This is a genomic window from Streptomyces sp. NPDC005017 (assembly GCF_042873115.1).
In the GTDB taxonomy this organism is placed as follows: domain Bacteria; phylum Actinomycetota; class Actinomycetes; order Streptomycetales; family Streptomycetaceae; genus Streptomyces.
In genome coordinates this window covers 264,516-281,098 of record NZ_JBIALD010000004.1, presented here as the reverse complement: position 1 = coordinate 281,098, position 16,583 = coordinate 264,516, and the positions used below count along the sequence as shown (strand labels likewise).

Here is a 16,583-nt window from a genome sequence, read left to right as displayed (position 1 = left end):
TCAGACGCCCCGCCGCGCGCCCCCGGCGGGCACCTCGTCCTCGGGGAAGGCCGCGGCGAACTCGTCGGCGTGGGAGGAGAAGAAGCGGCGGAACGCCTCCGCCCCCTCCTTGAGCGCGCGGTGCCGGGCGATGTCGGCCGCGGCGGCCTCACGGACGAGGGCCTTCATCGACGTACCGCGCTCCTTGGCGATCTGCCGCAGGTCCTCCAGCTCGCGCTCGCTGAACTCCACATTGAGGGCTGGCATGACGACACGGTACCGCTCGGGTACTCGACCGTAAATAGAACCAGGTCAGAAGCGTTCCGAGACGGTACCGTGCGGGGTGTGCGGCAGGGGCTGTCCGGTCAGGTCTGGTCGGCGACGAAGGACGCCATCCGGGCCAGGGCCGCGTTCCAGTTGACGGTGTGCTCGTTCGTCGACCACGACTGGATGTCGTCGATGTAGCAGAACTGGCCGACGCAGCCCTGGAGCCTGCTCTGCGCGAACGGGTCCTGGATGCTGGAGTTGGGCCCGCCCGCGAGGGTGCCGCGCGGCGGACTCGGCTGGCTCGCGTCGAGCTGCCGGGCGTACCAACGGGCGTGCTGGTTGTGGGAGCTGACCTCGCCGTAGCCGGTCACGTACGACAGGTTCAGCGCGTTGCGGCCGAGGACGTAGTCCATGGCCTGGAGCGCGCCGTCACGGTACCTGGCCGCGCCGGTGAGGTCGTACGCGGTGGCCAGTACGACCGCGTTGTTGAGGACCTGGTGGTTGGAGCCCCAGTCGTAGGCGTTGCCGTCCGGGGCGTACGGCATGCCGTACGGATGTGCCCGGAGGGTGGCCAGATAGCGGTCGGCGCCCCGCACCACCGACTGGCGCACCTTGTCGCGGCCGGGCAGCCCGCTCGGCACGAGCGCCAGGTCCAGGCGGCCGGCCGCCCCGGTGCGGGCCCAGTCGAAGCCGAGCGGGCCGAACAGGTCGGCGGTGTGCACGGGCGAGGCGAGGACGTGGTCGGCGAACTGCTTCTCGCCGGTGCTGAGATAGAGCTCCGCCGCCGCCCAGTAGAACTCGTCGGTGACGTTCGGGTCGGCGTAGGTGCCGCCGCCGACGCCGTCGCTCTCGGAGGCGTAGCGGTCGGGGTGCGCGAGCGCGGCGGCCCAGGCCTTGCGCGCGGCCGACAGGGCCTCGGCCGCGAAGCGCGCGTCGTAGGGCTTGTACAGGCGCGCCGCCTGGGCAGCGGTCGCGGCGAGGTTGAGGGTCGCGGCGGTGGAGGGCGGGTGCAGTTCGCGCTTCTGCGGGTCGGCGTGCGGCATCAGCGGCAGGCCCGTCCACTGCTCGTCGTGGATCTTGTGGTGGGCCATGCCGGCCAGCGGCTGCCCGTCCGGCACCTGCATCTTCAGCAGGAACTCCAGTTCCCAGCGCGCCTCGTCGAGGATGTCGGGAACCTTGTTGCCGCTCTCGGGGACGGTGAGCGAGCCGTCGCCGAGGGGTGCCCGCTCGCCGGTGCGGGCCAGCCCGGCGCGTTCGTAGGTGCTCAGCAGCTCCCAGGTGGAGATGCCGCCGTTGACGACGTACTTGCCGTGGTCGCCGGCGTCGTACCAGCCGCCCGTGACGTCGAGGGTGTAGTCGCACACGCCGGGCTGGCAGGGCACGGCGGTGTCGCCCTGGTTCGGTGCGATGCCGACGTGTCCGGCCGGGCGGGCGTAGCCGGGGCGCAGGTCGTCGCGGATCTCGATGCCGCTGCGCTGGGTGTAGTAGTACTTCAGCGCGTCCGTCCGCAGCCGGCGGTAGGCGGCCGTGCCCAGGCCGAAGGGGCGGCTGGCCTCGCCGTCGGCGACGAGGGTGAGGTCGCTGCCCGCCCTGCGGTAGGCGCCGAAGTCGATCGAGTGGACGTTCTGCCCGGAGGAGGCGTCCGTCCCGCGCGGCACGGTCCAGCCGCGCGCCACGACCGCTCCTGCGGCGTCCTTGAGCTCCCAGGGCAGCCGCGTGGTCGCGCCGGTGACGAGCGTGGCGTTCTTGGGCCCGGCCGGCAGATAGCCGGCCTGGTTCACCCGCACCCGCGGCCCGGTGTCCGGCTCGTACACCTCCGGCGGTACGCCGCCCAGCAGCGAGACGTCGTCCATGCAGAACCGCCAGGGCTCCGCGCCGCCGCCGACCTGGAAGGCGACCTGCGCCTGCGGGGTGTCCACGGGCGAGGTGAAGGTGTACGCGTAGGAGTTCCCGGAGACGCTCAGCTGCGGCGTCACCTCGAACCAGGTGTCGTACGGCGCGGTCGACCGTCCCACGATCGCGCGCACGGCATGGCCCTCGGGGGTGCCGGTGGCGCTGAAGGAGAACCGGTAGGTCTCGCCCTTCACCAGGGTCACGTCGTTCTGGCCGACGGCCGCGTCCCAGGGGTTGGCGGTGCCGCCGGGCACGTCGGCGCACAGGCGTCCGTCCGACAGTCCCGCAGCCACGCCGGCCGAGGCCCACCAGGGCTCGGTCGCGGTGTCGAAGGTGCCGTTCCTGAGCTGTTCGGCCTCCTCGGCCGCGGCGGACGGCGCGGGCAGGGCGGTGAGGGCGGTGGCCAGCAGCGCGGTGAGGGGCAACAGGGCTGTTCTGCGTCGGATCACGGCTCGGCTCCTTGAGTCACGTCGAGGAGGTGCGGTGGGGCTCGGCAGCGATGGGAGCGCTCCCAAAAGTACGGTCGGGCACATGCTTGTGGCTGGCATGACACCCCGTCAACCGTGCGGACACGACGAGGCGTCGGTACTGCCCCGCCCGGGCCGGGGGACGACGCGTCATCGCGTCCGCCGCCCCGGCGCCCGGACGGCGCCCCGCCGTCCCGGAACCTCGCCGCCCCGGCCTCCCGCCGCTCAGACCAGCCAGCGGCCGTCGCGCATCAGCTCACGGCCGGTCATCTCCTCGACCTCCCGCCAGGCCTGCACCCGGCGCGGGGTGACCCGGAACCAGCGGTACGGCGTGGTCAGGGTGCGGGGGTCGAAGCCGGTCCGGGCGGCGAAGCGGTCGCCCCGCTCGGACGGCAGGGCGTCGAGGGGCAGCACCTCGGCCTCTCCCTCGATCATGGACACGTCGCGGGTGTGACCCAGGCTCAGCCGGGCGATCCCTGCGGTGGCCAGGTTGGTGCCGGTGGGGCTGTCGGCCGGGGTGGCGAGCAGCAGCGCCTCGCCGTCCCAGTCGAAGGACAGCGGGACCAGGTGCGGCACTCCGTCCGCGGAGGCGGTCGCCACCCAGACGTCGACGTCGTGGGCGAGGCGGTGCTCGGTGTCGCGGCGGCGCTGGTCACGGGGGCGGGGTGCGGTGTCGCTCATGGGTCCTCCTCGGGCCGGGCTCGTGCTCAAAGCCTGTCCTCGCAAGGGGCGTTGTCGCCTCCGTGGCGACCACGGAAAGACGCAACGGATAATGATCGAATGTCCACGCCTGCCGTCTCCGCCCGGGAAGCCGAAGTCCTCACGCTGCTCGGGGAACATCTGAGCAACGCCGAGATCGCCGCGCGGCTGTTCATCTCCGTGCGTACCGTCGAGTCCCATGTCTCCTCGCTGCTGCGGAAGTTGGAGCTGCCGGACCGCAGGGCGCTGTCCCGTCGGGCGGGTGAGCGGCGGTCGCTCACGGCGCCCGCCCTGCCCGCGCCGCTGACCGCGTTCGTCGGACGGACGCGCGAGCGCGCGGAGTTGGCCGCGGCGCTGAGGGCGCACCGCCAGGTGACCGCCGTGGGTCCGGGCGGGGTGGGCAAGACACGGCTGGCGCTGGCGGTGGCGGCGGACCTGGGCGGCGAGTTCGCGGACGGGGTGTGGTTCGTCGACCTGGTCCCGGTGACCGATCCCGCCCGGGTGGGCGCGGCCGTCGCAGCCGCCCTCGGCGTGGGCGAGCAGCCCGGACGCGGCATCGACGAGGCGGCCGCGGCGGCGCTCGAGGACCGGCGGGCACTGCTCGTGCTGGACAACTGCGAGCAGGTGCGCGAGGGCGTGGCGCCCTTCGTGGAACGGCTGCTGGCGGCCTGTCCGCGGCTGCGGGTGCTGCTGACCTCGCGGGCCCGGCTGACGGTGCCGTTCGAGCGGGTCTTCCCGGTGCCGCCGCTGTCCCGGGACGGCGGCGGGTCGGACGCGGTCGCGCTGTTCCTGGAGCGGGCGGCGGCGGTCGGTCTGTCGCCCGACCCGGCGCAACAGGAGCGGGTCGTGGCCCTGTGCGACCGGCTCGGCGGCATGGCACTGGCCATCGAGCTGGCGGCGGCCCGGCTGCCCTCGCTCGGTCTCGACGGGCTCACGGCCGGTCTCTCGGACCAGTTGCGCGTCCTGTCCGGCGGTTCCCGGGCCGACGACCGGCACCGGTCGGTGCGGGCGGTGCTGGACTGGAGTCACGAGCTGCTGGCGCCCGAGGACCGGGCGCTGCTGCGCCGGGTGTCGGTGTTCGTGGTGCCGTTCACGGCGGACGCGGCGGCGGAGGTGGCCGGCTTCGCCCCGCTGGAGCGGGCCCGGGTCGCCGAAGGACTGGCCCGGCTCGCCGAGCAGAGCCTGCTCGTGGTGACGCCGGCCGGGGACGGCACCCGCTACCAGGCGCTGGAGACCATCCGGCAGTACGGCGGGCACCGGCTCGACGAGGCCGGGGAGCGCGACGGGGTCCGGTCCCGGCACACGGCCTGGTGCCTGGCCGCCGCGACCGCGCTCGGGGAGGACGAGGGACCGGACTGGCGGGCCCGCTTCGACGCCGTGGCGGACGATCTGCGCTCCGCGCTCGCCTGGGCCGCCACGCGCCCGGAGCACCGCGCCGGGGCCCGTCGCCTCGCCCTCTCCCTGGCCGGGCTCGCCTTCACCCGGACCCTGCTCGGCGAGGCGCAGGAACGGTACGAGCAGGCGGCCGGGCTGACCGGCGACGAGGCGGGGACCGCGGGCGGCGCACGGGAGCGGGCCGAGGCGCTGCGGCAGGCCGCCGCGGTCGCCGGGTGCCGCAGGCTCGGCGACGACATGCTGCGGCTGCTGCGCGCCGCCGCCGAGGCAGCCCGGGCGGCCGGGGACACCGCGGGGGCGGGCCGCGATCTGGCGGCGGCCGCCACCGTCGCGTACCGCTTCTCCAGCACGTTCGCCCGGGTCCCGCCGCGGGACGAGGTGACGGCCCTGCTGACGCGGGCGCGTGAGCTGTCCGGCGCCGATCCGGAGGCGGAGGCGGCCGTGGAGCTGGCCGTGGCCGCGGTGGTGACGGACGCGTTCGGTTCGGTCCAGGGCGACACCGACAACACCGTGAGCGAGACGGTCGAGCAGGCCGGGCTGGCGGTCCGGCTCGCCCGCCGCACGGGCGACCCGGTGGCCGAGTCGGCCGCGCTGGACGCGCTGTCCGGCGCCCGGAGCTGGGACGGCGACCCGTTCGGCGCCGCGTCCGCCGCGCGGCAGCGCCTCGACGTGCTGGCCTCGGCCCCGCCGGGCCCGGCCGCCGCGCACGAGCTGATGGACGCCCTCGCCATGGCCGCCGGGACCGCCGTGGGCACGGGCCGGCTGCCCGAGGCCCGGCGCTGGGGACGGCGGCTCGCGGAGCATCCGCTGCTCGCCGAGGTGGGGCATCACGCCACGTCGTGGCTGCTGGTCGCGGACGCGTTCGCCGGACACGGCGAGGAGGTGCTCACCGGCGGGGCGCGGTTCCTGGACGCCTGGGAGCGCAGCGGCCGGCCGCGGTCCTTCTCCCTCGGGCCCGCCGCCGCGGCCGTCGCGGCGGTGCACGGTCTGCGCGGCGACCACGACGCCCGTTCCTCCTGGCTCGCCGTCGTCGGCCGCGCGGGCAACGCCCCCGAGCACCGGCACGGCTACGGCGCGGTCCTCGACGCCGTCGTCCTGCTGCACGAGGGCGACACGGACGCCGCCCTGGAGCGGGTCGCCCCGGAGCCGGAGGAGGTGTGGAAGTGGGTGTCCTGGGTGTGGCTGCACTGGTATGTGGCCGTGCGCGCGGAGGCCGCCGTACTGGCCGGACACCCCGCGGCGCGGGCCCGGATCGACGCGGCGCGCGGCACGGTCGCGGGCAACCCGGTCGTCACCGCCCAGGTCGACCGGGCCGAGGCGCTGCTGACCGGCGACCTGCCCCGGCTGCTCGCCGCCGGGGCCGCGCTGGAGGCGGCCGGCAGCCCCTACCAGGCGGCCCGCACCCTGCTGCTCGCCGGGGGCACGCATCCGGCCGCGGGGCGGTCCGCGCTGGCCGGACTCGGTCTCGGCCCTGGCGCGGGCCCGGTCGGCTGAGGCACGCTACGAGTCGTGCCGGCCGCGCGTACCGCTCCGGCCCGGCACGCGCCCTCCACCCGGCCCGGCCGCGCCCTGCCCCCGTTCGCCGGAACGGCCGGAACCACTAGGCTGGAACGGAGGAGACGCACCCGTTGACCAAGAGTGGGCGCGATGGAGCCGCGACGATGAGCCTGGTCTACCCGTTCGACGAGGCCGCGACGGCCCGGGTCGTCATCGCCGAGGACGGCACGCTGGCCTCGTGGAACGAGGGAGCCCGACGGCTGCTCGGCTGGACCGAGGCCGAGATCCTGGGCAAGCCCGCCCGGGACCTCGTCGCCGACGCGGCCCCCCAGATCCGCAGCGACCGCTGGTACGGCTCCGTCCCCCTGCGCCACCGCGACGGCCGTACGGTCGTGGTGTGGCTGCTCGTGCACCATCAGTGGCATCCGAAGAGCGGGCCGGCGCACTGGCTCGTCGTCTCCCCGCTGGAACGCCCCACCGCGGGACCGCCCGGCGACCCGCTGGAGGTGTCGGTGCTGGCCCAGACCCCGTGCGCGCTGGCCGTCTACGACGAGCATCTGCGGCTGCACTCGGTCAACGACGCCATGGCCCGCACCCTCGGTCTGCCCCAGGAGGAGATCCGGGGGCTCAGGCTGTCCGAGATCGGCGGGAAACCGCAGAGCGAGGAGCTGGAGAGGAACGCGCTGGAGGTGCTCTCCAGCGGCCTGCCCCGCGATGTGCAGACGTATCTGCGCACCGGCGGCGAGGAGGAGGCGCACGCCTGGCTGGCCCGGATGACCCCGGTCATGGACGGCACGGGCCGGGTGCGCGGGGTGTGCATGGCGGCCCACGACTTCACCGACAGCTACCTCGCCCGTGAGCGGCTCCAGCTGGTCAACGAGGCGAGCGTGCGGATCGGCAGCACCCTCGACGTGGCCCGCACGGCCCAGGAACTGGCCGATGTGTGCGTACCCGCGCTGGCCGACTTCGTCAGTGTCGACCTGCTGGACGCCGACGAGCAGAGCGGCGACCCGCCGACCCGGGTGACCGTGCCCGTCGGGCTGCGCCGGATCGCCCATCAGTCGGTGAACCCGGGCAGCCCCGAGGCCGTCGTCGAACCCGGGGAGTTCGACACCTACCCGGCCTCCTCGCCGCAGGCCGACTCGCTCGTCGCGGGCCGCACCACCGTCGCCTCGGTGGCGGGCGGCAACCTGGACCAGTGGCTGGCCCGCTCCCGGGCGCGCCGCGAACGCGTCCAGGAGTACGGCATCCACTCCACGATGTCCGTGCCCATCCAGGCCCGGGGCACCACGCTGGGCGTCGCGGTCCTCACCCGTTTCCGACGGCCCGACCCGTTCACCCCCGACGACGTGCTGCTGGCCGAGGAGGTCACGGCACGCGCGGCGGTGTGCATCGACAACGCCCGCCGCTTCTCGCGGGAGCGGGAGACGGCCCTCGCGCTGCAGCGCAGCCTGCTCCCCCGCCGGCTGCCGCGCACGGCCGCCGTCGACGCGGCCTCCCGCTATCTCCCGGCCGCGCGGGCCGGGGTGGGCGGCGACTGGTTCGACGTCATCCCGCTGTCGGGCATGCGGGTGGCGATGGTCGTCGGCGACGTCGTGGGGCACGGGGTGCAGGCCTCGGCCACGATGGGGCGGCTGCGCACCGCGGTCCGTACGCTGGCCGACATCGACCTCGCCCCCGACGAGCTGCTCACCCATCTCGACGATCTCGTCGTCCGGCTCTCGGAGGACGGCGGCGGCGAGGCGGGCAGGCCCGGCGAGGTGGGCGCCACCTGTGTGTACGCGGTGTACGACCCGGTGTCGCGCAAGTGCACGCTGGCGCGGGCCGGGCATCCCGCGCCCGTGATGCTCCACCCCGGCGGCGCGGCGCACGAGGTGGAGCTGCCCGCGGGACCGCCGCTCGGGGTGGGCGGGCTGCCGTTCGAGTCCACCGAGCTGTATCTGCCCGAGGGCACGCTGCTCGCCTTCTACACCAACGGCCTGATCTGGTCCCGCGACCGGGACGCCGAGGTCGGCAGACGTCTGCTGCGCGAGGCGCTCGACGGGCACACCGGGTCCCTGGACGCGACCTGCGACCGGGCCCTCGCCGCGCTGCTGCCGCCGGACGGCATCGCCGACGACGTCGCCCTGCTGCTGGCGGGCACCCGGGGGCTGCCCGCGGGCCGCGTCGCCACCTGGGACATCCCGGCCGACCCCGCGCTGGTCGCCCCGATCCGCAGGCAGGTCGGCGAGCAGCTGGCGACCTGGCGGCTGGAGGAGGTGTCGTTCACCGCAGAACTGGTGGTCAGCGAACTCGTCACCAACGCCATCCGCTACGGCGCCCGGCCGATCCGGCTGCGGCTGATCCACGACACGGGCACCCTCATCTGCGAGGTCTCCGACACCAGCCACACCGCGCCGCATCTGCGACGGGCCAAGACCTGGGACGAGGGCGGCCGGGGCCTGCTGCTCGTCGCCCAGCTCACCCAGCGCTGGGGCAGCCGGCACACGGCCGACGGCAAGACGATCTGGGCGGAACTCGGCGTGCTGGACGAGGACGCCGTCCCGGGCATCACGCCGTAGGACCCCCTGGCTGTCAAGGCACCGCGTCGAGGAGGTCCAGCGCCCGCTCCCAGCCGAAGCCGGGCCCGACGGCGGACTCCCCGGACCGGGACCCGCCGAAGCGGACTCCCATGCCGCGCAGGCGCGTCAGGCTCTCCCGGTACGCGGGATGCGCGGCCAGTGCGTCGGCCACGCACGGCAGGACCGCGATCGGCACGCCCAGTCCGCAGGCCTCGTTGAGGGTGCCGAGGACGAGGGTGTCGGATATGCCGGCCGCCCACTTGTTGACGGTGTTGAAGGTGGCCGGTGCCACGACGACCGCGTCCGGCGCAGGGAACGGGCGCGGCTCGCCGGGTGTCCGCCAGGCCGAGCGGACGGGACGGCCGGTGAGCCTCTCCAGGGCGGCCGTGTCGAAGAAGCCGTTCATGGCGACGGGGGTGGCGAGGACACCGACCTCCCAGCCCCTGTGCCGTGCCGCGGCGACGAGTTCACCTACCCCGGACGCGACTCCGGCGGCGCACACGACGACGTACAGGAAGGGATCTGCGGCCTGTTCGGTCATCCGGGCACCCTACTGGCAGGCCGGACGGGTCACTTGGGCGGGAAGGACACGCCGCGCTCGGCCGCGGGACGCGGACCGCGGAGGGCGCCATGGTCACCGCCGACATCACCGGCCGGCCCCGGCCCGCGAGGCCCGGGAAGCGGCGCGAGCCCTGCTACGGGCAACGCTCTAGGTTCCTCAGACGCGCGGGGGTAGACGCGCGGGGCTGTGCTCGATGTGCGGCCACCGCCGCGCGGGCGCGAACGGCCACGACGCACGGTCGGCCGCGATCGGACCGGCATTCCGCACCCGCACCCGCGATAACCCCTTGCTCCCACCCCGCCCCGCACCGCAGGATCCCGCCATGACCACCACACCCCACCTGCCGCCCGCGCCGCACGCCACCGCCCACACCCCGCGGACCCGACAGCGGGGCGGCCACCCGGAGGGACCGACCCCGCCCCGCTCATGACCACCGCGCTGGTGGCCGGCCTCGTCGCGGGCTACGGCATCGCGATCCCGGTCGGCGCGGTGGGCACCTACCTCGTCTCCCTCACCGCCCGCACCACCCTGCGCACCGGCGCCGCCGCCGCTCTCGGCGTCGCCTCGGCCGACGGCCTGTACGCGTTCACCGCCGTACTCGGCGGCTCCGCGCTGGCCGCCCTGCTGCGCCCGTTCCTGGAACCCCTGCGCTGGCTCTCGGTCCTGGTCCTGCTCGCCCTCGCCGCGCTGGGCGCGATCGCGGCCCTGCGCCGCCACCGGGGCCACCGCGCGGCGACCCGTTCCGAGCCACCCCCGCCGAGCCCGGGGCGGGCGTACCTGGGACTCCTGGGCGTCACCCTGCTCAACCCCACCACGGTGATCTACTTCGCAGCCCTGGTGCTGGGCGCGGGCGGCACCGGGGGGACGGGGACCGTGGAGCGCACCGCCTTCGTGCTCGCCGCCTTCGCCGCGTCCGCGAGCTGGCAGCTCCTGCTCGCGGGCGGCGGCGCCCTGCTCGGCCGGGCCCTGACCGGACCCCGGGGGCGGCTGATCACGGCACTGGTGTCGAGCGCGGTGATGACGGCGCTGGCGGTCCGGATGGTGCTCGCGCCGGAATGAGCCCGCCGTCTACTCGGCGCCGGTGACGGCGAAGGCCCGCAGCACGGCGAGGGAGTCCTCGTAGACGTGATGGCGTACGACCAGGCCGTTCTCGACGGTCAGGTGCAGGGCGAATCTGGCGCGATAGGAACGTCCCGTGGCCTTGGCGGTCTGCCTGATCTCGCCCACGACCACCGCGTCGGCGCCGTCCACGAGGATGCGCTCGACGCGTGTGGCCGCCCGCTCCGCGACATGGTGCTCGGTCAGCTCCCGGTAGTGTGCGCCCGCGTCGGTGCGCGTCGAACGGGGCCTGATCCAGGGCGTCGTGGCCCGGCCGTGCTCGTCCTCGGGCCAGTTCAGGCGCCAGTCCACGCGGTCGGCGTACAGCTCGGCGATACGGTCCGGGTCGCCCTGGCCGATGCGGCGCAGCAGTTCCTCGACGACGGAGCGGGTCGTCGGGCCGGGGGTGGCGCTCATGGGCGTTCGCTCTCCTTGGGCAGGTCTCGCACGCGGTGATCACGACTGTGCCCGACGGGCCGTTCGGGCGCGATCAGGCGTGGGGCATTCACGCCGCCCGGCCACGCCCCGCGGGCCTACGGCGGTGGCCGGATCCGGCTGCCGGGACGGGCGCGCTCGGCGGGACGAAACGCGCACGGGCCGCTGTCGCGGCACGGCGCTCGGGATGAATCCGGCGCGTGCCGCTGTTGCAGCACGGTGCGAGTGCGGCGCGGCAGGCCACTCGCGGCAGGACACTCGCACGCGACGACCGGACGGAGTTGCCATGCCTCTCGAGGGCGAGTACGAGCCCAGCCCGACCAAGTGGGTCCGCGATCAGGTGGAGTTGTACGAGAGTTCGGGCGGCACCGAGGGCACGACCCTGCGGGGCACCCGGCGCCCGGTCGTCCTCCTCACCAGCCTCGGCGCCCGCAGCGGCAGGATCCGCAAGACGCCGCTCATGCGGGTCGAGCACGAGGGCCGTTACGCCGCCGTCGCCTCCCTCGGCGGCGCGCCCAAACACCCCGTCTGGTACTTCAACGTCAAGGCCGACCCCCGCGTCGTGCTCCGGGACGGTCCCGTCCAGCAGGACATGAAGGCCCGCGAGGTGTTCGGCTCGGAGAAGGCCGAGTGGTGGGAGCGCGCGGTCGCGGCGTTCCCGCCGTACGCCTCCTACCAGCTGAAGACGGACCGCGAGATCCCCGTCTTCGTGCTGGAACCGGTCGCCGGACACCACTGATCACGCCGGATCACCGCTGGGATCGCGCCGACCTCGCGGAAATCCGGCACCCCGGGCGCATGAACACGCGCGACCCGGGCAGACGACCTTCAGGCCCCGCCGCGCTCCCCCGTCGCGGCGGGGCTTCCCCGTGCCTCCCGGGCCTGCCGGCCCCCGGCCGGTCACGCCTCGGTCGCTTCGAGGAAGATCCGTTCCGTCGCCGGAATCGGGGTACCCGGACGTGGAAGCCGCGCGGTGGGGAGGTTGGCCGGCATGAACGACAGCGGCAACAGCGGGTACGGCAGGAAGCCGTTCCAGCGGTCGAGGAGCCATTTCACGGACCGGATCACGGCGGACGGCCGGGACGGCTGGCCGGTGGAGGCCGGGCGGTACCGGCTGGTGGTGAGCCGTGCGTGCCCGTGGGCGAGCCGCGCCCTGATCTCGCGGCGGCTGCTGGGCCTGGAGCACGCGCTGTCGCTGGCGGTCGCCGATCCGCTCCAGGACGACCGCAGCTGGCGTTTCACCCTGGACCCGGACGGCCGTGATCCGGTGCTCGGCATCCGCTATCTGAGCGAGGCGTACGACCGGCGGGAGCCCGGCCACCCGGGCGGGGTGAGTGTTCCGGCGATCGTGGACGTGCCCAGCGGGCGGCTGGTGACCAACGACTTCCAGCGCATCACCCTGGACCTCGCCACGGAGTGGACGGCCCTGCACCGGGACGGCGCCCCCGACCTGTATCCCGAGCGGCGACGGGAGGAGATCGACGAGGTGATGGCGGGCGTCTACGAGGACGTCAACAACGGTGTGTACAAGGCCGGTTTCGCCACCGAGCAGGAGAAGTACGAGGCGGCGTGCGCCGGTGTCTTCCGGCGCCTCGAACTGCTCGCGGCACGGCTGGAGGGGCAGCGCTACCTCGTGGGCGGCACCCTCACCGAGGCCGACATCCGGCTGTTCACCACCCTGGTCCGGTTCGACGCCGCCTACCACGGCCACTTCAAGTGCAACCGCTGGAAGCTGACGGAGAACCCGGTGCTGTGGGCGTACGCCCGCGACCTCTTCCAGACCCCCGGTTTCGGCGACACCGTCGACTTCGACCACATCAAACGCCACTACTACCAGGTCCACACCGGCATCAACCCGACCCAGGTCGTCCCCCTCGGCCCGGACAGCTCCGGCTGGTCGGCCCCGCACCACCGCGAGATCCTGGGAGGACGCCCCTTCGGCGACGGCACACCGCCCGGCCCGGTCCCGTCCGCGGAGGCGGTGCCGGCCGCCGGCCGGCCCTGAGCCGGATCGCCGGCCGCCCGGCTGCCCCACCATCCCCTTTCCCGACCATTCCGAAGGAGTCCTCCGTGGCCAGGAAGAAGAAGCAGAAGCTGCCGCTCGTGTACAAGCCGATCGGCTTCGCCCTCGGCTGGGCGGGCGGTGCCCTGTCCGGCCTGGCCTTCCGCCGGACCTGGCGAGCGCTGCGGCACGAGGACGACGCCCCCGACGCGCTCGACCGCGACCGCGGCTGGGGCGAGATCCTCTTCGCGGCCGCGCTCCAGGGCGCCATCTTCGCCGCGGTCCGCAGCGCCGTGGACCGCGGCGGCGCGAAGGCCATCGAACGCTCTACGGGCACCTGGCCCGCCGCCGACAAGGAGGGGCGGGCCTGAGGCCCGGACGGGCCGGGGACCGCCTGGTCCGTCACTTGCAGCCGAAGTCGTCCTTGACGCGCGGCCAGGCCTGGACCCGGCCGCCGTCACGGACGTAGACGCGGGACGGGTCGTCCGGCGCGCGCCACAGGGCGCGGTCCCCCTGGCGGTACCCGGTGTCGCGGGCGCCCTCGGGCAGCCGGGCGTCGCCGTCGTACTCGGAGGTCAGCGCGCCCTCGGGCAGCACGCCCTCCGGGTCGCGGCCGTAGGAGGCGTCGCCGAGGGCGATGAAGTCGGCGTCCTGCCAGTCGCAGTGCTCCGCGCCGCGGTAGCTGTGGACGCGCGTGTAGGGCAGCCGGTCGCCGGTCGCGTCGGTCCACAGGTCGTAGGGCTGGTCGGCCACGAAGCTGTCGGGCAGTTCCGAGGGGTCGCAGGACGCGCTGGCCTCGGGGCCCCAGCCGGGGGCGCCCGCGCGGTCCTCGGCGACCACGACGGCGACCTTGGTGCGGCCGTCGACGTCCAGGGAGAACAGCACCCGGTCCCGCTCCTCGCGCTCCACGCGGTAGCCGGTGCGCGGAAGGTCCGGCTGTTCGATGTCGAAGAACGTCTCCAGGCCCTGCTCCGGTGTCTCCCCGCCGTCGCCCTCGCTCCACGAACCCCCGCCGTCTCCGGAGTAGATCTCCCCCGTGCACTCCAGGGCGCGCCCGGCCGCCCCCGACCGGATCCGGGCCGCCTCGGGTCCGTGCTCGTCCTCGTCCACGCCCTGCGCCGGTACGTGCAGCGGGCCGCGGTAGGGCGTGGCCGGTGCGGTGCCGGTGATCACCAGGTCCTCGCCCCCGGCATCGTTGCAGCCCGTCACCGTCACCGTGGCCGCGAGTGCCGCACCCGCCATCAGAATCCCCCGGCGCATGGCGCTCCCCTCTGTCCGACGCCGTCGTGTCCCTCCTACGACGTGGCAGCGGCCCGAACCGTTCGATCACGTTCCCGTCACGGCCGCACGGACGCCGCACCACGGACGGACGTCGGGGACGATCTCGGTCGCGATTCGACGACATATGTCAACCGAACATGCTGCAGATCGAGCGTTCGAGGGTAACTTGCAGAACAGAGAACGGAATTGGGCCCGGTCCGCGTTGGAGGCGAAGTCGTCGTGCAGCACGATCCCCCGCCGCTCACCCGGCATCTTCGCCTCCGGTCGGACCGCGGACACACGGTCCTGGAGTTCCGCGGCGAGATCGACATCGCCGCGGCGGCGGAGATCCTGCCGCATCTGGACGCCGCCACGGCGCGGCCCGGCGCACGGGTCGTACTCGACCTCGGGCGGGTGGAGTTCTTCGACTGCTCCGGGCTGCGGCTGCTCGCCCGTGCGAGATCCCGCGTACTGGAGGGCGGCGGGCAGGTGCATCTGGTCTGCACGCATCCGCTGACCCTGCGCGTCCTGCGGGTCACGGGGATGAGCCTGCTGCTGCCGCCGAAGGCGACCCTGGACACGGTCCTGGAACAGCCCGAGACCGCGACGGGTTCATGGTGAGCCGTACCGCGCGACCGGTGTGAGACCTCCTACAGCCTTGCCGTGCACGCCACTTGAGCCCGTGGCCCCGACCGAGGCCCCGCCCCCGGTGCGGCCGTGCCGGCGGCGCCCGCGGGGGCGCACGGAGCACGCCTCCTTTCTGCTTCAACTGGTCGGTCTGGAAAGCCCGTTGACGGGCAGACGGACTGCACCGGAAGAAGGAGGACCCCGTGACGACGACTCGCGCACGCCTGCCCCGCCGCCTGTCCGGCGGGGTCTGGGCGGCCGCCGCCGTGCTCCTGGTACTGATGCTGCTGGCCGCCGGGCTCGCCCTGAGCGCGCTGCCCGGCCTGAAGGACGTCTTCGGCACCGAGACCCGCGACCGCTCCGGTCCCGCCCTGCTGGAGTCGATCAAGGACATCAGCCGTTACGACGCCGCCTCCGGCTCCTTCCAGGTGGTGGTCGACCTGGAGAAGGACGCGAAGTACCTGCCCGACGCGGTCCGCGGCACCCGCACCCTGTACGTGGGGGCGGGCAGCGTCGACGCGTACGTCGACCTCGGCATGGTCGGCGAGGACGACATCACGGTGAACGAGGACCGCACCTCGGCCACCCTGCGGCTGCCCCACGCCGCCCTCGGCACGCCCGCGCTCGACCCCGACCGCTCCTACGCGGTCTCCAAGCAGCGGGGCCTGCTGGACCGGCTGGGCGATCTGTTCTCCGACAACCCCAACGGCGAACAGGCCGTGCAGCAGCTCGCCGTACGGCACATCGCGGACGCGGCGAAGGAGAGCGAACTGACCACGCGGGCCGAGCGGAACACCACCGACATGCTCTCGGGCCTGCTGCGCTCGCTCGGCTTCACCGAGGTCCGCGTCACGTACGGCACATCGAAGGCCGGAAGCTGACCCGCCGGACGGCCCGGCGCACAACAGCCCCGCACCGCACCGCAGTCGAGAGTGGAGGAATCCATGGTCCGTGTCCTGCCGCCCGCACGCTCTCGGGCCCGTCCCCGCCCCGCCGCCCGTGCGGGCCTGCCGCTCCCGGTCCGGCTGCTGGCCATGCTGCTCGCCTTCGCCTGCATGGTGGCCTTCGCGGTGGTCCTGGCCCGGCTCACGCTGGACCCCTCACCCGCCTCGGAGGCGCTGACCCACGCCAACGTCCGGCCGGGCAGTTCAGTGCGTGCCTACCTCGACGGCCCGGACCCGGTGGACGCGGTCCGGCAGATCGGCGGGAACCTGCTGCTCGGGGTCCCGTTCGGGATCCTCGTGCCGGTGCTCGAGCCCCGCCGGCACCGGATGCTGCGTGTGCTCCTGCTCACCGCGACGGTCATGCTGCTGGTCGAGCTGACGCAGGGCGCCCTGGTCACCGGGCGGGTCTTCGACATCGACGACGTCCTGCTGAACACCGCGGGCGCGCTGCTCGGCCATGTGCTGCTCGGGCGCCGGCTGGGCCGGGCCGTGCACGCGCGACGGCACCGGACACCGGACCCGCGGCCGGGCTCCGCCGCCAAGGCGTCCGGGGACGCCCGCCCTAGTGGAGCCTCCAGGTGAACTTGTCGCCGCCCACCCAGCGGACCACGTCCGGGTCGTCCAGGTCGTGGACCGTGATGCCGAAGGCGGCGGCCGCCTGCAGCACGTCGGTGACGGCCTTCGCCTCACCGACGACCTCTCCGTCGATCTCCACGATCCGGAACGGAGGGGTACCCGGCTGTACGCCGAGCACCATGATCCGCGGACGGGAGATGTGCGGGCTCGCGATTTCGGTCATGCCATAGAGCGTAGAGCGGAATCGGCGGGTATGACTGGATCGGGTGTGCGAGGGCCGGGACCGACGCTCCGACGGAGCCGGGATCAGCGCGTCGGCGG

General features: G+C 74.3%; 16 protein-coding genes. 9 read left to right on the top strand and 7 right to left on the bottom strand.

What is annotated here, in order from left to right; genetic code table 11:
* From ACFYR0_RS08475 to ACFYR0_RS08465, 3 genes are all read right to left on the bottom strand, one after another.
* Positions 1 to 246, bottom strand: a complete 246-nt coding sequence (locus ACFYR0_RS08475; protein ID WP_386380065.1) for a hypothetical protein — start codon at positions 244 to 246, stop codon at positions 1 to 3.
* A 98-nt stretch (positions 247 to 344) separates the two neighbouring features.
* Complete coding sequence (locus ACFYR0_RS08470; RefSeq protein WP_389323323.1) at positions 345 to 2,588, bottom strand: glycoside hydrolase family 9 protein; 2,244 nt, start codon at positions 2,586 to 2,588, stop codon at positions 345 to 347.
* Between the two features lie 243 nt (positions 2,589 to 2,831).
* Entirely contained in the window at positions 2,832 to 3,287 is a 456-nt protein-coding gene (locus tag ACFYR0_RS08465; protein ID WP_389323320.1) for a pyridoxamine 5'-phosphate oxidase family protein, read from the bottom strand.
* A 99-nt stretch (positions 3,288 to 3,386) separates the two neighbouring features.
* On the opposite strand from ACFYR0_RS08465, the gene ACFYR0_RS08460 reads away from it, so the two are divergent.
* Positions 3,387 to 6,194 carry an ATP-binding protein gene (locus ACFYR0_RS08460; protein WP_389323317.1) on the top strand — a complete coding sequence of 936 codons (2,808 nt, stop codon included), beginning with the start codon at positions 3,387 to 3,389 and terminating at the stop codon, positions 6,192 to 6,194.
* A 167-nt stretch (positions 6,195 to 6,361) separates the two neighbouring features.
* Positions 6,362 to 8,758 (top strand): SpoIIE family protein phosphatase, encoded by a 2,397-nt coding sequence (locus tag ACFYR0_RS08455; protein ID WP_389323314.1) that lies wholly within the window; start codon positions 6,362 to 6,364, stop codon positions 8,756 to 8,758.
* Positions 8,759 to 8,771: 13 nt separating this feature from the next.
* Here the strand turns inward: ACFYR0_RS08455 and ACFYR0_RS08450 are convergent, their stop codons facing one another.
* On the bottom strand, positions 8,772 to 9,299 hold the full coding sequence (locus ACFYR0_RS08450) for a flavoprotein (RefSeq protein WP_389323311.1): 528 nt from the start codon (positions 9,297 to 9,299) through the stop codon (positions 8,772 to 8,774).
* Positions 9,300 to 9,746: 447 nt separating this feature from the next.
* On the opposite strand from ACFYR0_RS08450, the gene ACFYR0_RS08445 reads away from it, so the two are divergent.
* Complete coding sequence (locus tag ACFYR0_RS08445; RefSeq protein WP_389323308.1) at positions 9,747 to 10,379, top strand: LysE family transporter; 633 nt, start codon at positions 9,747 to 9,749, stop codon at positions 10,377 to 10,379.
* A 9-nt stretch (positions 10,380 to 10,388) separates the two neighbouring features.
* On the opposite strand, the gene ACFYR0_RS08440 is transcribed toward ACFYR0_RS08445, so the two are convergent.
* The gene (locus ACFYR0_RS08440) at positions 10,389 to 10,835 is read right to left on the bottom strand and encodes a nuclear transport factor 2 family protein (protein ID WP_389323305.1); all 447 of its coding nucleotides are present in this window, start codon (positions 10,833 to 10,835) and stop codon (positions 10,389 to 10,391) included.
* A gap of 304 nt (positions 10,836 to 11,139) precedes the next feature.
* Between ACFYR0_RS08440 and ACFYR0_RS08435 the strand changes: the two genes are divergently transcribed.
* The 3 genes from ACFYR0_RS08435 (at position 11,140) to ACFYR0_RS08425 (ending at position 13,226) form a co-directional block, all read left to right on the top strand.
* Positions 11,140 to 11,592, top strand: a complete 453-nt coding sequence (locus tag ACFYR0_RS08435) for a nitroreductase family deazaflavin-dependent oxidoreductase (RefSeq protein WP_389323302.1) — start codon at positions 11,140 to 11,142, stop codon at positions 11,590 to 11,592.
* 252 nt (positions 11,593 to 11,844) lie between these two features.
* Positions 11,845 to 12,858: a glutathione S-transferase family protein gene (locus ACFYR0_RS08430; RefSeq protein ID WP_389323299.1), complete on the top strand. Its 1,014-nt coding sequence runs from the start codon at positions 11,845 to 11,847 to the stop codon at positions 12,856 to 12,858.
* A gap of 65 nt (positions 12,859 to 12,923) precedes the next feature.
* Entirely contained in the window at positions 12,924 to 13,226 is a 303-nt protein-coding gene (locus ACFYR0_RS08425) for a DUF4235 domain-containing protein (protein WP_389323296.1), read from the top strand.
* Positions 13,227 to 13,257: 31 nt separating this feature from the next.
* Here ACFYR0_RS08425 and ACFYR0_RS08420 read toward each other — a convergent pair whose 3' ends face one another.
* Complete coding sequence (locus tag ACFYR0_RS08420) at positions 13,258 to 14,115, bottom strand: hypothetical protein (protein ID WP_389323293.1); 858 nt, start codon at positions 14,113 to 14,115, stop codon at positions 13,258 to 13,260.
* A gap of 240 nt (positions 14,116 to 14,355) precedes the next feature.
* Here ACFYR0_RS08420 and ACFYR0_RS08415 point away from each other — a divergent pair, with 240 nt between their 5' ends.
* From ACFYR0_RS08415 to ACFYR0_RS08405, 3 genes are all read left to right on the top strand, one after another.
* Positions 14,356 to 14,736 (top strand): anti-sigma factor antagonist, encoded by a 381-nt coding sequence (locus ACFYR0_RS08415; RefSeq protein WP_389323290.1) that lies wholly within the window; start codon positions 14,356 to 14,358, stop codon positions 14,734 to 14,736.
* Positions 14,737 to 14,945: 209 nt separating this feature from the next.
* On the top strand, positions 14,946 to 15,623 hold the full coding sequence (locus ACFYR0_RS08410) for a DUF4230 domain-containing protein (protein ID WP_389323287.1): 678 nt from the start codon (positions 14,946 to 14,948) through the stop codon (positions 15,621 to 15,623).
* A 63-nt stretch (positions 15,624 to 15,686) separates the two neighbouring features.
* Entirely contained in the window at positions 15,687 to 16,268 is a 582-nt protein-coding gene (locus tag ACFYR0_RS08405; protein WP_389323284.1) for a VanZ family protein, read from the top strand.
* Here ACFYR0_RS08405 and ACFYR0_RS08400 read toward each other — a convergent pair.
* Positions 16,249 to 16,485 carry a hypothetical protein gene (locus ACFYR0_RS08400; RefSeq protein ID WP_389323281.1) on the bottom strand — a complete coding sequence of 79 codons (237 nt, stop codon included), beginning with the start codon at positions 16,483 to 16,485 and terminating at the stop codon, positions 16,249 to 16,251. The two genes, ACFYR0_RS08405 and ACFYR0_RS08400, sit on opposite strands and share 20 nt — an antisense overlap.
* Positions 16,486 to 16,583: the final 98 nt, after the last annotated feature.

Excerpts from the sequence above, each read along its gene's own strand:
- ACFYR0_RS08465 (WP_389323320.1), bottom strand. The coding sequence starts at position 3,287 with ATGAGCGACACCGCACCCCGCCCCCGTGACCAGCGCCGCCGCGACACC.
- ACFYR0_RS08445 (WP_389323308.1), top strand. The coding sequence starts at position 9,747 with ATGACCACCGCGCTGGTGGCCGGCCTCGTCGCGGGCTACGGCATCGCG.
- ACFYR0_RS08475 (WP_386380065.1), bottom strand. The coding sequence starts at position 246 with ATGCCAGCCCTCAATGTGGAGTTCAGCGAGCGCGAGCTGGAGGACCTG.
- ACFYR0_RS08450 (WP_389323311.1), bottom strand. The coding sequence starts at position 9,299 with ATGACCGAACAGGCCGCAGATCCCTTCCTGTACGTCGTCGTGTGCGCC.
- ACFYR0_RS08440 (WP_389323305.1), bottom strand. The coding sequence starts at position 10,835 with ATGAGCGCCACCCCCGGCCCGACGACCCGCTCCGTCGTCGAGGAACTG.
- ACFYR0_RS08430 (WP_389323299.1), top strand. The coding sequence starts at position 11,845 with ATGAACGACAGCGGCAACAGCGGGTACGGCAGGAAGCCGTTCCAGCGG.
- ACFYR0_RS08420 (WP_389323293.1), bottom strand. The coding sequence starts at position 14,115 with ATGCGCCGGGGGATTCTGATGGCGGGTGCGGCACTCGCGGCCACGGTG.
- ACFYR0_RS08405 (WP_389323284.1), top strand. The coding sequence starts at position 15,687 with ATGGTCCGTGTCCTGCCGCCCGCACGCTCTCGGGCCCGTCCCCGCCCC.
- ACFYR0_RS08455 (WP_389323314.1), top strand. The coding sequence starts at position 6,362 with ATGAGCCTGGTCTACCCGTTCGACGAGGCCGCGACGGCCCGGGTCGTC.
- ACFYR0_RS08435 (WP_389323302.1), top strand. The coding sequence starts at position 11,140 with ATGCCTCTCGAGGGCGAGTACGAGCCCAGCCCGACCAAGTGGGTCCGC.
- ACFYR0_RS08400 (WP_389323281.1), bottom strand. The coding sequence starts at position 16,485 with ATGACCGAAATCGCGAGCCCGCACATCTCCCGTCCGCGGATCATGGTG.
- ACFYR0_RS08460 (WP_389323317.1), top strand. The coding sequence starts at position 3,387 with ATGTCCACGCCTGCCGTCTCCGCCCGGGAAGCCGAAGTCCTCACGCTG.